This is a genomic window from Spirosoma sp. (assembly GCF_026391055.1).
Taxonomy (GTDB): Bacteria; Bacteroidota; Bacteroidia; order Cytophagales; family Spirosomataceae; genus Spirosoma.
This window is the reverse complement of the sequence record NZ_JAPLET010000021.1, coordinates 120,133-133,910: the sequence shown is the minus strand read 5'-3', so window position 1 is coordinate 133,910 and position 13,778 is coordinate 120,133. Positions and strand designations below refer to the sequence as shown.

The 13,778-nt window shown below is 53.9% G+C and carries 10 protein-coding genes; all 10 read left to right on the top strand.

The window, feature by feature from the left end; translation table 11 throughout:
* The first annotated feature begins 13 nt into the window (after window positions 1–13).
* The 10 genes from NT073_RS15125 (at window position 14) to NT073_RS15080 (ending at window position 13,768) form a co-directional block, all read left to right on the top strand.
* Window positions 14–1,537, top strand: coding sequence for a RagB/SusD family nutrient uptake outer membrane protein (locus NT073_RS15125; protein ID WP_297375035.1), 1,524 nt, complete (start codon window positions 14–16; stop codon window positions 1,535–1,537).
* 110 nt (window positions 1,538–1,647) lie between these two features.
* A complete protein-coding gene (locus NT073_RS15120; protein ID WP_297375033.1) occupies window positions 1,648–2,595 on the top strand; it encodes a dihydrodipicolinate synthase family protein in 948 nt (315 codons plus the stop codon).
* Window positions 2,552–3,736, top strand: coding sequence for a kelch repeat-containing protein (locus NT073_RS15115; RefSeq protein WP_297375031.1), 1,185 nt, complete (start codon window positions 2,552–2,554; stop codon window positions 3,734–3,736). Before NT073_RS15120 ends, NT073_RS15115 begins: the two co-directional genes overlap by 44 nt.
* A gap of 22 nt (window positions 3,737–3,758) precedes the next feature.
* Window positions 3,759–5,027, top strand: a complete 1,269-nt coding sequence (locus NT073_RS15110; protein ID WP_297375029.1) for an MFS transporter — start codon at window positions 3,759–3,761, stop codon at window positions 5,025–5,027.
* Entirely contained in the window at window positions 5,002–6,567 is a 1,566-nt protein-coding gene (locus NT073_RS15105) for a sialate O-acetylesterase (RefSeq protein WP_297375027.1), read from the top strand. The genes NT073_RS15110 and NT073_RS15105 overlap by 26 nt, the downstream gene beginning before the upstream one ends.
* Window positions 6,564–8,558, top strand: a complete 1,995-nt coding sequence (locus tag NT073_RS15100) for a family 20 glycosylhydrolase (protein WP_297375025.1) — start codon at window positions 6,564–6,566, stop codon at window positions 8,556–8,558. Before NT073_RS15105 ends, NT073_RS15100 begins: the two co-directional genes overlap by 4 nt.
* 160 nt (window positions 8,559–8,718) lie before the next feature.
* The gene (locus tag NT073_RS15095) at window positions 8,719–10,077 is read left to right on the top strand and encodes a chloride channel protein (protein ID WP_297375024.1); all 1,359 of its coding nucleotides are present in this window, start codon (window positions 8,719–8,721) and stop codon (window positions 10,075–10,077) included.
* Between the two features lie 101 nt (window positions 10,078–10,178).
* Window positions 10,179–10,853 carry a response regulator transcription factor gene (locus NT073_RS15090; RefSeq protein WP_297375022.1) on the top strand — a complete coding sequence of 225 codons (675 nt, stop codon included), beginning with the start codon at window positions 10,179–10,181 and terminating at the stop codon, window positions 10,851–10,853.
* 2 nt (window positions 10,854–10,855) lie between these two features.
* Entirely contained in the window at window positions 10,856–12,244 is a 1,389-nt protein-coding gene (locus tag NT073_RS15085) for a HAMP domain-containing sensor histidine kinase (protein ID WP_297375020.1), read from the top strand.
* Between the two features lie 84 nt (window positions 12,245–12,328).
* Complete coding sequence (locus tag NT073_RS15080) at window positions 12,329–13,768, top strand: TolC family protein (protein WP_297375018.1); 1,440 nt, start codon at window positions 12,329–12,331, stop codon at window positions 13,766–13,768.
* The last annotated feature ends 10 nt before the right edge of the window (window positions 13,769–13,778 follow it).

Here is a 13,778-nt window from a genome sequence, read left to right as displayed (position 1 = left end):
CAAGCCGAACATCATGAAAACGTATAAACTAACAATTACTTTAATAGGCTGTCTGATGGTCAGTTCCGGCCTGTTTTCCTGCCAGGATCAACTTCGGGAAGTAATTCCGCAAACGTCGCTCAACCAGAGCCTGGTATTGGCGGATGCCAATGCCGCTCAAACCCTGTATACCGGTATTTACAGTACTTTCCGAAACTACCATAGTACGCTGTTTACCCTGGGAGAAATGCGTTCCGACATCTGGGCCGACGGTCTTTTTACCGAATCGGAAGATACGGGACTGAAGCAATACTGGTCGCACAACATAAGTGCCACCAATGTGCCTCTCGACAACTGGGGTGGGCTTTACAGCTTGATCGACCGGGTTAATACGGTTATCAAACTGTTCCCGGCGGCCCCCCTCGACGAGGCCAAACGGAGAACATACCTTGCTGAAATGTACGGCATGCGGGCCTTTGTCTATTATACCCTGCTGCGAACTTGGGGTGGCGTTCCTATTACGACGGAGCCCGTTACATCGGTCGAGAGCCTGACCGACCTGTATAAAGCCCGGTCGACGCCCGAAGAGGTGATGAAACTGATCAAAAGCGATCTGGAGCAGTCGCTGACGCTGTTTGCGGGCAGCAATGCCTTGCCGACGAAGCGCGTTACCTGGAGTCGGGCGGCCACCCTCACCCTGAAAGGCGATGTGTTTATCTGGTCAGGTACGCACATGGGTGGTGGCAGTGCTGATTTTAAGGTGGCCAAATCCGCGCTGGAAGACGTAAAAGCGTTGCCCGCGCTGGGCCTACAGGCTACCTTCGCTGATATCTTCGACCCGACAAAGAAGAGCAATAACAAAGAGATCATTTTTGCGATCAATTACGAGAAAAATGAAGCTACACAGGGTGTGTACGGCAATTTTCTGGTAAACACGACACAGGCTGGTACGTTGTTTTTTGACCCCGTTCCCGGTCCGGCCATGGCGGTGAATGCGGCCTATCCGCTTGTTGGCGGTGCCAGCCGGGTCGGGATGTCCGGCGCGACGATTGCCAAACTCAGCAATCCGAAAGATCAGCGCATTCGCCCTTCGTTTCGGGTTATGTATCGAAACACCGCAGGCTTTCCCATTGCCGGTGTCATGCTGACCAAGTTCATCGGCCGGGTCGATTCGGGTATACAACTCTACGACAATGACTTTCCCATCTATCGGTACGCGGATGTGCTGCTGCTGCTTGCCGAAGCAAATACGAAGCTGGGCAACGATCCGTCCGCCGATATCAATGCCATTCGGGCACGGGCGTATGGAACGGGGTTTACGCCCTACAGCAATGGAAGCCAGGAAGCCAACATGAACGCGATTCTGGATGAATACCTACGGGAGTTTATTGGCGAAGGTAAACGGTGGTGGGCATTGCGCCGGGCGGGCAATTCGTATGTGTTTGCCGCCGTGAACCCGGTTTATCTATCCGCCACGCAGGCGTTTAAGCTCGTGCTGCCCATTTCCATTTCAATGCTCAATACAGACCCGAAATTGGTTCAGACGCCGGGCTATTGAGGGGTTTTTTGTTCAGGTAACAAGTGTTTACGATTACATTATTCATAGGTTAGGTTGGTTTCAGTTCCTCCGGGTCATACCTGGAGGAGACTATTCTTTCTCCATTTTATATGTCATATATTCCAAAAACCGAAGGGCTGGTGGCGGCCCCGTTTACTCCCATGCACGCGGATGGCAGCCTGAATCTGGCCCCTATTCCGCAGTATGCTCAACTGCTCGTTCAGAACGGAATCAAGGGCGCATTTATCGGCGGCTCCACGGGCGAGGGCGTTTCGCTGTCCTTCCCTGAAAAGCTGGAACTGCTCCGGGCCTGGGGTCAGGTCGATGTCCCCGGCCTGACCAAAATCATGCTGGTGGGGGGCACCTCCCTGGCAGAAAGTAAACTGCTTGCTCAGGAAGCTTCTCAGGCGGGATTCCAGGCAATAGCGGTGCTGGCTCCCTTTTACTTTAAACCCGCCAATGTCGAACTGCTGGCCCAGTTTTGCATTCAGATCGGCGAAGCTGCGCCCGATCTGGGCCTTTATTTCTACCATATCCCCGCGCTGACGGGAGCCAATCTGTCGATGATTGACTTCCTGACCTGCATCGACGGACGGCTTCCTAATTTTTACGGGATCAAGTACACTCACAATGATCTGATGGATTTTCGTCAGTGCGTATTATTTGGAAATCAGAAATACGATATACTTTGGGGCTGGGACGAAATTTATCTGGCCGCTATGGCTATGGGTGCGCGTGGCGCGGTTGGCAGTACGTTCAATTATGCGGCTCCCCTGTATTACGAACTGATGGCCGCTTTTAACGCGGGCGATCTGGAAAAGGCCCGCCAGTTGCAGGACAAATCCATTGCTATTGTCCGTATCTTAGGCAAGTACGGCGGTATTGCCACCGGAAAAGCCTATATGCGGGCGCTGGGCCTCAATTGTGGTGGTTTCCGGCTTCCTATTGCCAACATGTCGGCTGACCAGTATCCCCGTTTCCTCGACGATCTGGAGGCCATCGACTTTTACGCCTATGCGTCACAAATGCCCGTATCGAAGGTTGTTAACGCCGATTAAACGCGCTGTTATTGTGCTCGTTATGACTTATCTGCCGCTATATTCTGCAAGTGCACAGGACCGGTTGCGCTATACCCGGCTCGCGGAACTGCCCGCCCTGAACGGCTCCCTAAATCCGGGCGTGGCGGGGGCCTTTGCAGGCTGTAGTCACGGCGCTTTGCTCATTGCCGGGGGAGCCAATTTCCCCAATGGCTTTCCCTGGCAAGGAGGTACCAAAGTCTGGCATTCGACAGTTTATGTGCTTAGTCTTGAAGGAAATACGTACCACTGGGAATTCACGCATCAACTGGCTCATCCACGGGCCTATGGCGCTTCGGTGGTCTGGCGTGATCAGCTTATCTGTGTAGGGGGCAATGACGACAAACACCGTTTCGCCGACGTGTTTAGCCTGCGCTGGCATCCGTCAGACGCTACGCTCGTCGAGCAGTCGTTTCCGGCGCTACCCATGCCAATGGCCAATCTTGCCGCTGCCGTTTCAGGGAATAATCTGTATGTGTTCGGTGGTGAGTCGGACCGGGGAACGGAAGCCGGTTTGTACGTACTTGACCTCGAAACCCCGTCTAGGGGCTGGCGAAAACTGGCTGACTTGCCTGGTCCACCCAGAGCGTATACGACCATGACGGTTCAGGCAAATGAGGACGGGCCAGCGCTGTATGTGGTAGGAGGAAGGCAGACTGTTAACGGGCGAACAACTGTTTATGCCGATGTCTACGCGTATCAGATCAACCGACAGCGATGGCAGCGACTGCCCGATATACCTCAGCCGCTGGCAGCCCATCAGGTTATTGGCATCGGTACCCGTTCGCTATTTGTTCTTGGCGGTGACGATGGCAACCGGCTTCAGCAAATCGAAGCCCTGTCGAATCAGGTAAATCAGCTACCCGAAGGCGTTGACAGGGAAAAACGCCGGACCGAACGTAACCGTCTCCAGATCGACCACCCTGGCTTTGTCAAAACGGTCTGGCAGTTTCGGACGGATACCAAAACCTGGTCGGCGGTGGACAGCTTACCTTTTCCGACGCCCGTAACAACCCCGGTGGTGCAATGGGAGCAAAGCCTCATTTTACCAAGTGGCGAAGTCACCCCCGGTATCCGAACGCCTGCTATCTGGAAAATTGATATGGACCAATCGAAGTACTGAGTCAGACTAGCTACCTAAGCGAATGAACGACAACACAGTAAATGAACAGGGACGACTGTATCCCTGGGTAGTAGTGGGGCTTTTATGGGTGGTAGCCATGCTGAATTATATGGACCGGCAAATGCTGGCTACCATGCGACCATCCATGCAGCTGGACATCAGGGAACTGGAGTCGGCCACAAATTTTGGGCGGCTGATGGCTATTTTTCTTTGGATATACGGTTGCATGAGCCCCGTATCGGGCATCGTTGCGGATCGGTTTAACCGGAAATGGCTGATCGTGGGTAGCCTGTTCGTCTGGTCGGGGGTTACGTTTTCGATGGGATACGCCACGACCTTTGATCAGCTTTACTGGCTGCGGGCCATCATGGGAGTTAGTGAAGCCCTATATATTCCGGCGGGTCTGGCGCTCATTGCTGATTTTCACACGGCCAGAACAAGGTCGCTGGCTATTGGAATTCACATGACTGGCCTCTACATGGGGCAGGCGCTGGGTGGGTTCGGGGCAACCGTTGCGGAGTCCTATTCCTGGCCAGCGGCCTTTCAGGGATTTGGTATTGCGGGGCTTGTCTATGCCGTGGTGCTGAGCTTTTTTCTGCGCGAATTCAACCGGGATTCGCTACCTCCGAACGAGTCGGATGGACCATTGACAACCGACAGAATACCCTTAACCAAAGGGCTCGGTTTGTTGCTGGCGAACACGTCTTTCTGGGTCATTCTGTTCTATTACGCTATACCGAGTTTACCCGGGTGGGCCACCAAAAACTGGCTACCAACTCTCTTTGCCACAAACCTGAACATCGACATGGCAACGGCAGGGCCGCTTTCTACGATCACGATTGCGATATCGTCCTTTCTTGGGGTGATTTTTGGCGGAATTCTGTCGGACCGATGGGTCCAGACAAACATTCGGGGGCGGATGTACACCAGCGCCATCGGCTTGTCCCTGACGATACCTTCCCTGCTGCTCATCGGCTTTGGTAATTCACTGATCCATGTGGTAGGGGCTGCCTTGTGTTTCGGCTTTGGCTACGGGATGTTCGATGCCAATAACATGCCGATTTTGTGCCAGTTCGTTTCCTCACGGCATCGGGCAACGGCCTACGGTATCATGAACATGACCGGCGTATTTGCTGGTGCACTGATTACCAACTGGCTGGGCAAGTCGATGGATTCGGGTCAGCTGGGCTCCGATTTTGCCATGCTGTCGGGTATCGTTCTGGTGGCGCTGCTGGTGCAATTGTATTTCTTAAGGCCAACCGTCAATGATTTTGTCGCCACAGAAAAATAACATACGCCATTGGTTTGTGTCCGTTCTCCTGGTCTGGGTAACCTTCTGCCCGGCGTATGCCCAACTCCGTCTGGCCAGCGACTGGCAAAGTGGGATGGTCATCCAGCGCGACAGACCCATACCTGTCTGGGGGTGGGCTATTCCCGGTCAAACGGTGCGGGTTCAGTTGGGAGCCGAACAAGGTCAGACCGTTGTACGCGCCGATTCAAGCTGGTCGCTTCATGTAAGGCCCCAGGCCGCCTTGGAAGCTCCCATCCGGCTCACGATTCGAACGGATCAGGACAGTATTCACCTGACGAACCTGCTGATTGGCGATGTGTGGATTTGTGCAGGCCAGTCGAATATGGCCTTCCCGGTGGCCAGCGATCAGTTTGCCGCACAGACGCTCCGCCAGCCCAGAAACGGGTCGCTACGGCTTTTCAATAAACGTCCGGCGCTGTCGACATACAACGTAGCGTATAAAACGGACGAACTTCCGCATCTAAGCCCGGACGCGTTTTATAAACCGGCGAGCTGGCAGGAAGCCGATTCGCTGGCTATCCGGTTGTTTTCTGCGGTTGGGTATTATTTCGGGCAAGCAGTTCAGCAATCGCTCAACATTCCCATCGGGTTGATTAATGTGGCCGTTGGCGGCTCCCCAACCGAGGCCTGGATACGCCCCGGCAGTGGCCTTGCTGACCCGACCATACAACTCGTATTTAAGGATGACTGGTGGCAGAATCCCGTTCTGGAACCCTGGTGTATTCAGCGGGGCCACGAAAATCTGGATAACCTAATTCAGGCAGGCTATAAACCGCCCCATGATTCACTGGGGTATCATCACCCATTTAAGCCGGGCTTTCTTTACCAGGCGGCTATTATGCCACTGCTTCGGTTACCCATCCAGGGCGTGCTCTGGTATCAGGGAGAAAGTAATGCCTTGAGTTTGGCGAGGGCGCAGCAGCATGAGCACCTTTTTGCCCGTTTAGTAGGGGATTGGCGAGACCAGTGGCAACAGGGCGACTTTCCTTTTTACGTCTGTCAGCTTTCCTCCATTGGCACCGAAAAAGGATATAAGTCCGAGAACTGGCCTTGGTTTCGGGACAGCCAGCGTCGATTGGCACAGCGGCTCCCCAATGTTGGTATGGCCGTTACCAGCGATGTGGGTAACCCGACAGACGTTCACCCAACCAACAAACGGGTTGTTGGCCAACGACTGGCGCGGGAAGCGCTGGTCAAAACGTATGGGCAGCAGGCTGTACTTACCCCTGAGATCGTCGAGGTCGCCCGGGTCAGAAACGGAATTGATCTACGCTTCCAACAAACGGGGACTGGGCTGCGGACGGCAGACAACCATCCTATTCGTGGCTTTTCAGTTGGTGATGTCAACGGCCCTCAGCAGGAGGTACCAGCCCGATGCCGGGGCAATCAGGTAATCCTTCGTCTCCCCAACGGCGCATCGTGTACCCATGTGTATTATGGCTGGGCACCGTACACGACCGCCAACCTCATCAACAGTGCCGGTTTGCCCGTCACTACATTCTCCTACGCTATTCCATGAGACAGCTCATTTTTTTTCTGGTTTTGATTCAGTCACTCAACGGCCTGGCTGCTCATCCGCCGTTGCTGCCAGCTCCCCGGCAGGTTACCTGGTCGGGGCTGTCGGCAGGGCTGAGGGGTTCGATTGCCGTAGTGGGCGATTCACTCGGTAGCAAATCGGTTGCCGACTCTGTCCGGCATTTTATAAAAACGGTTGGTGGCGCAGGCGTCCGGCTGGCCTCGCCATCAGCAACGAGCGGGAGACTGATCATTTCGATTGCACTTGAACCTCATTTGCCCGCCCTTCGGCAAAACAAAGAAGGCTATCAGCTGACAGTGTCACCCAATCGAATAACGCTTAAGGCCCTCACAACCACTGGCCTTTTCTGGGGGTATCGAACCCTCCAGCAACTGACGGATTCAAAAACCAGGTCAATTGCCGGTTGTACCATTGTCGATTTGCCTGCTTTCCCGATCCGCGGATTCATGCACGATGTGGTCCGTAGTTTCATTCCGATTGAGACGCTTAAGCGACAAATAGACCTGCTCTCTCACTATAAAATCAACACGTTTCACTGGCACCTGACTGAAGATCTGGCCTGGCGGTTACAGAGTGAGGTTGTGCCCCGCCTGACCGACTCGTCGATAACGGCCCGGTTTGCGGGTCAATTCTATACTCAACAACAGGCGCGTGATTTGGTCAGTTTCTGTAAACAGCGGCATGTGCTGGTTATTCCTGAAATCGATATGCCGGGCCATAGCGCGGCCTTTCGTCGGGCTACCGGATACGACATGCAATCGCAGGAAGGGAAAGAACTGGCCAGGCGATTATTGCGCGAGGTGTGCGCCCTTTTTGATGTTCCCTACCTGCACATCGGTACCGATGAGGTGGCTTTTAAAGACTCGCTCTTTGTCCCGGAAATGGCTAGGGTCGTGCGCGATTGTGGTAAAGACGTAATCGGCTGGTTACCCGGTGCCCGGCTGGATAAAAAAATGATCCGGCAGTTATGGATGAGTACCGTAAAGCCAACAGCAGGACAACCTGTTATTGACTCCCGAAACCTGTACCTGAATCATTTTAGCACCCAGGCTGACCTCATCAGTGTTTTCCAGCGCACGATCTGCGATACGACCTGGGGTTCGCCGGAACGGTTGGGTGCCATCGCCTGCGTATGGAACGACCGCAAGCAGCAGAACGAAACCGAAATTGAACGGCTCAACGGCTTTTATCCGATCATGCTGGCCGTTGCCGAACGAGCGTGGCGTGGCGGTGGTCTGCCCGAAACCCAGTCCGGTACAGTCGTGCAGAATCCGCTTGATTTTGCCGACTTTGAAGACCGGCTACTAGCTCATAAGCGGCAGCATTTCAGCCAGCTTACGTTTCCGTATGTTCGGCAAAGCAACATACACTGGCGAATCAGTGCACCTTTTCCAAATCAGGGTAAGCTGGAGGCTGTTTTTCCACCTGAGCAGGGAGCCTCTGATTTTAAGGGTGTCGACGCGACGGGGGGCACTGTCTACCTGCGTCATGTATGGGGGCCTGATGTGGTGCGCGCGTACCTGACCAACCCCCAACCGAACCATACCGTCTACGCATACACGTATGTGTATTCGCCCCGTGCCCAGACGGTTGGGGCCTGGATTGGTTTTCATAATTATGGCCGGTCGGAGAAAGACGCCAGTCCGCCACAGGGTCAGTGGGATTACAAGGGCAGCAACATATGGGTCAATGATCGGGCGCTAATACCCCCTCGCTGGACAAATGCCGGTTTGCACCCTCTGGATTCTGAACAACCGTACACCGACGAGCCTTACGAAAACCGCTCGACGGAGCTTGTTCACTTGAAAAAAGGCTGGAATAAAGTGCTGATCAAAGTACCGGTCGGCAATTTTAAGACCAGCGCCTATCGACTGGTGAAATGGATGTTTACCTGTGTTTTTGTCAAGCCGGGAAATGGTCAGCCGGCAGCGGTGGAAGGATTGGTTTACTCGCCAGATAAACTAAAAAGGTAACGTCAGGCATAATGGGTTTACTGGTGCTGAACATTCTTATATAAGTCTTGGCCGAAAATCATGATCATTAATCAAATGAACAGCCTACTAATCGGGGGTAAGGTTGGTTTTGCCTCGAGAGAGAATAAACTGAGCCTACTGTTCTTCGGTTTATATCCAGATGCGGATAAATGACGAAGTGATCTTGTTTTTTTCGGTCTTAAAGTGGCTGTTCATTGCCAGTTTAATTGGCTGTCTGGTTGGCGTTGTCGCGTCGGGATTCATTCTTTCGCTTCACTACATCATTGAACAGAGTAATCAGTACCAGCATATATTTTACTTACTACCCGTCAGCTTTTTCCTGGCGAATCTGCTGAGTCAGTTTGTTCTGAAGAGACATCTGGGAACCGACGCCCTGATTGACGCTATTAATAAAAATTATGGTAAGCTGGAGGGTAGCTTCATTCCTACGAAAGTCGTCAATGTTGTACTTATTCTCGCTACCGGAGGCTCGGCGGGTAAAGAAAGTCCATGTGCCCAGATTGGGGCAGGTATCGGCAGCGTATGCGCCAATCTGTTTCGGGTCGATGACATCGACCGTCGGAAAATGGTTCTTTGCGGTTTTTGTGCCGGGTTTGCCTGTGTTTTTGGGGCACCCATGGCGGGTGCCCTGTTTGGAATTGAGGTACTGGCCGTTGGGGTAATCGTTTACGATGTGTTGTTGCCAGCTTTTGTTGCCTCCGTAACGGCCTATCAGGTCTCTTCGGCACTTGGTGTCACTTTCTTTTATTATCCTCTGACGTTTATCCCGGCCTTTGGCCAGGGATTTTTTATACAACTGCTGGCAGGCGGAATTTTCTTTGGTTTATGTGCTTACGCTCTGGTTCGGGCCATTCAGCAAAGCACACGGGCAACGAATGCGATTCCGCTCTGGCGTCCCTTGAAAGGTTTGTTGGGCGGGGTAATCCTGGTTGGCTTAACTCTTTTGTTCTCGAGGGACTATTTGGGGTTGGGCCTGAATTTGATGGAGGATTGTATCAAAGGCATTCATGTAAGTGGGTACGCGTTTCTGCTGAAAGCTCTTTTCACAATCATCACACTCAGCATCAGCCGGAGCGGCAGTGTTATTACGCCGGTGCTGTTCATCGGGGCAACGGCTGGGAGCTTCTTCTCTCAACTGGTTGGAGCCGATCAATCCACTTTTGCGGCTATCGGGTTTGTGAGCTTGTTGGCTGGAACAACTAATACGCCTATTGCAACCAGTATGTTGGCAATCGAACTGTTTGGCGCGTCAGTAGCACCTTATGCCGCCGTATCCTGCGTACTCAGTTACCTGATGTCGGGCCACCAAAGTTTATATGCTTCCCAGCGGTTAATCATTCCTAAATCAGAGGCCATTGCCATCAGCCCGGGCGACGCAATCGGAAGCCTGTCGGCGGACAGAGAACCAACCGACATTCGAATTTCGAGCTGGTTACGGCGGCTAAAGTCGATCTTTAACGACTTGGCTAAGCGGAGGAATAACCCCAATGGTGAGTAATTCAATAGATTTTGGGTGTTTGATGAATACTGTTGGCAGGTTCAAACGTGTCAGCTAGCGACAATGTCGTTTGGCAGGACGTTCAGGAAAATGTAAGTACCATGAAAATTTTACTCGTTGAAGATGAAGTAAGTCTGGCCTCATTCATTCGTAAAGGCGTGGAGAGCGAAGGCTACGAAATTGATCTGGCGTATGATGGGCTGGTGGGCCAAAGCCTGGCCGACAACAAAACGTACGACGTTATTGTGCTGGATGTTAACCTGCCGCACATAAATGGGTTCGAGCTGTGTCGGCATATCAAACGGGAAATGCCCCGCCAGTCGGTTATGCTGCTGACGGCGCTGGACAGCCTGCCCGATAAGGAAAGCGGCTTTGGTGCCGGTGCCGATGATTACCTGGTAAAGCCGTTTGAGTTCCGGGAACTGATGCTGCGGATTAAAGCCCTGGCCCGGCGAAACAGTGATTTTAGTGGATTAAAAACCGTACTGCGTGTGGCCGACCTTGAGCTTGATACCGAAGCTCATTCGGTTTTCCGGGCCGGGCAGCGGATTGATCTGACCGCCCGCGAATATGCCCTGCTCGAATACCTGATGGTCAACCAGGGCCGAATCGTCAGCCGGGTCGACATTGCCGAAAAAGTATGGGATTTGCATTTCGATACAAGCACAAACGTGATTGAAGTGTATATCAATTACCTGCGCAAAAAAATTGATAAGGACTACAGCCAGAAACTGTTGCATACGATCATTGGGATGGGCTACGTCTTACGGGGCTAACTATGCAGATCAAACACAAACTCATTCTATGGTTTTCGTCGTTGGTAGCCAGTATTCTGGTTATTTTCTCGGTCTATGTGTACAGCACCTACGCCAGTTTTCGACAGCGTTCCATCGAAGACCGGTTAGCCCGAAAAGCCCGTGTTACGGAGCAACTGCTCACGCTCAGGGGATCGGTGGCAGGCAGCGTGATTACCTCCATGCCCGAGCAGGTAGAGTTTGTCTATTCGCCGTCCGACAGCTTGATTTATAGTAGTCAGCAAACCAACGATTTTGTAGCCGAACCCGCTTTCCGAAGTCGGGTTCGGCGGGAGCGGCTGGTTCGGTTTCAGTACGAAAGCCCGGGTCATTTGTACCCCAAAGACGGCGTAGCGCTGACCTACGCGGGGGTCTCGCCCTCGCCCGATGGCCGGGAGTACGTTGCCATCGCCACGGCTTACGACCAGGATGGCTATCAGCGACAAAAAGAGTTACGCGATCTGTTTATTGTTGGAAATGCGGTGTCCATAGGACTGGTCATTCTGATGGGGTATTTGTTCGCCCGTCAGGCCCTCAAACCACTGAACAACCTGATCGATCAGATCAATATGCCCGCAGCCAGCCCGCTGACCTTCCGACTGCGGGCCAGCAACCCACAGGATGAAGTGGGGGTGCTGGCGCAGGCTTTCAATGACCTGCTTACCCGGCAGGAACGGCTGGTCGAAAACCAACGCTCGTTTATTGCCCAGGCGTCGCACGAGCTACGCACCCCCCTGACCACCATTAAGGGCTGGCTGGAAACGTCAATTCTCTACGATGCCGACGCTGAGAACCTCAAGCGGGGGATGGCCCAGGCGGTTAAAGAACTGGATAAACTTACTGCTCTGTCTAACGGGCTGTTGCAGTTGGCCCGCATTGATGGTGTGGATGCCCAACTCGACCGGCAACCGCTCGAATTGGTCGAAGTCGTACTCGATGCGGCCGATACATTTGGCAAACAGCATAGCGGGCAGTCGTTATCGCTACAACTCAGTGACGGTATGCTCGAACAAAGCAGGCCCGTCAAGATCCGGGGCAATGCGTATCTGCTTCGGACGGCGTTGCTGAATCTGCTGGATAATGCCGCCAAATATTCGAATGGACAGCCGGTTGCGCTTTGTCTGGAAATGGATACCGAAGAGCGTGCGCGTATCCGAATCGAAGATCGGGGTATCGGCCTGACGCCCGGTGAAGAAGACCGGGTGTTGCTGCCCCTGGTACGCGGTTCTAACGTACAGGCAATCGACGGTTTCGGCATTGGCTTAACGCTGGCTTACCGGATCATAACCATCCATCAAGGGAAGCTACGGCTGCGTCCCCGCCCGGGAGGGGGAACGATCACGGAAGTAATCGTTCCCTTGCTGTCAGCTTAAGCCGTTCTAATATGAACTAATTTGGCTCTAATCTGGCGCTAATATCCCACCCGTACTTTTGGCCTTATTCAACGAAATAAGGGTATGCTTAGCGGAGGGAAACGAAAAATTCAGCTACTGACCACCATCGCCAGTCTCTTGGTGGGCCCGAGTTTAGCTCAATCGGGTGCAGTGTCCTCGACCCAAATAACCCAGCTTGCCCTGCCCAAAGCCCTGGAGCTGGCCCGGTCCAGTTACCCCAGTCTGCGCGGGAAACAGGCCAGCATCCGGGCCGCCGAGGCCGACGTCCAAAGCCTGAATATGGCGCTTCTGCCTCAGGCGGGTGTGCAGGCGCAAACACTCAACGCGACATCCAATCAGGTGCGGGGCGCTTACGTTTCCAATGGCGGTCTGCTGCTGCCTGTTTCGGGAGTGCGTACCGATGGGTTCAGCAATCAGGCCGCGTGGACCAGCGGGGTATCGATGGTGGTCGACTGGGAGGCCGTCACGTTTGGTCGCCGACAGGCCCGGCGCAGCCAGGCGCGGCTAGCCGTCGAGCAGGCTCAGGCTGATTATGAAGGCGAGTTATTTACGCATCAGGTTCGGGTTTGCGACGCGTATCTGTTAGCCCTCAACGCCAAGAAGTCGGTTGCCCTGCAAACGGCCAATCTCGGCCGGGCTCAGGAACTTCAGCGAATTATCCGGGCCAGTACAGAAGGAGGGCTCCGGCCGGGCATTGACAGTTCCGTTGCCAATGCCGAAGTGGCCCGCGCTCGTTTGCAGGTGCTGGAAAGTCAGCAGTTGGCCCAGCAGCAGGTACTCCGGCTGACGGAATTGATCGGGCTTCCCAATCCATCTGTTCAACTGGATTCGATGGCTTTTTATGACCGGTTTCCCCAATTACCCTTGGCACCCGGCAGCAATCCGGCTATACATCCTCAATTGCGGGTTTTTCAGAAAACGATCGACCTTGGGAGAGCCAGCGAAACGCTCCTGAAAGTATCGGCATTACCGTCCATTTCGGTGCTGGGGTCGCTTCAGGGGCGGGGCTCCGGTATCGGCGAGCAGGCACAGCCCGACGGTACCTTCCACATCGATCCGTCGTTGGGTGCGGGCTTACCATTACGGTCCTACAATTACATTGTTGGCGTTACGGCCATCTGGCGACCCACCGATCTGTGGCGAACCAAATACGCCCTGTCGGCCCAGCGCGAGCGAATCAGTGCCAGTCAGCAAGCCTACGATCAGCAGGCGCTGGGTATTCAGGCCGCCAGTCAGAATGCCGTTTTGCAGTTGGAACTGGCTCAGGCACGGGCTGAGCAGGCTCCCCTTCAGCTCAATGCCGCTAAACAGGCGTATATCCAGTCGCAGGCCCGGTATGAATCCGGTCTCGACAATATTCAGGCGTTGACCCAAACGAGTGCGCTTTTGAATCGGGCGGAGGTCGATCAAGCGCTGGTCACGAACAATGTATGGCGCGCTCTGCTCTTTCGGGCGGCTACGGCCGGCGATCTAGAGGCTTTCCTCCAACAACTTTCCCGCTAACTCAACGATC

Coding starts and splice junctions, on each gene's coding strand:
- NT073_RS15080 (WP_297375018.1), top strand. CDS start 12,329: ATGCTTAGCGGAGGGAAACGAAAAATTCAGCTACTGACCACCATCGCC.
- NT073_RS15085 (WP_297375020.1), top strand. CDS start 10,856: ATGCAGATCAAACACAAACTCATTCTATGGTTTTCGTCGTTGGTAGCC.
- NT073_RS15090 (WP_297375022.1), top strand. CDS start 10,179: ATGAAAATTTTACTCGTTGAAGATGAAGTAAGTCTGGCCTCATTCATT.
- NT073_RS15095 (WP_297375024.1), top strand. CDS start 8,719: ATGCGGATAAATGACGAAGTGATCTTGTTTTTTTCGGTCTTAAAGTGG.
- NT073_RS15120 (WP_297375033.1), top strand. CDS start 1,648: ATGTCATATATTCCAAAAACCGAAGGGCTGGTGGCGGCCCCGTTTACT.
- NT073_RS15100 (WP_297375025.1), top strand. CDS start 6,564: ATGAGACAGCTCATTTTTTTTCTGGTTTTGATTCAGTCACTCAACGGC.
- NT073_RS15115 (WP_297375031.1), top strand. CDS start 2,552: ATGCGTCACAAATGCCCGTATCGAAGGTTGTTAACGCCGATTAAACGC.
- NT073_RS15125 (WP_297375035.1), top strand. CDS start 14: ATGAAAACGTATAAACTAACAATTACTTTAATAGGCTGTCTGATGGTC.
- NT073_RS15110 (WP_297375029.1), top strand. CDS start 3,759: ATGAACGACAACACAGTAAATGAACAGGGACGACTGTATCCCTGGGTA.
- NT073_RS15105 (WP_297375027.1), top strand. CDS start 5,002: ATGATTTTGTCGCCACAGAAAAATAACATACGCCATTGGTTTGTGTCC.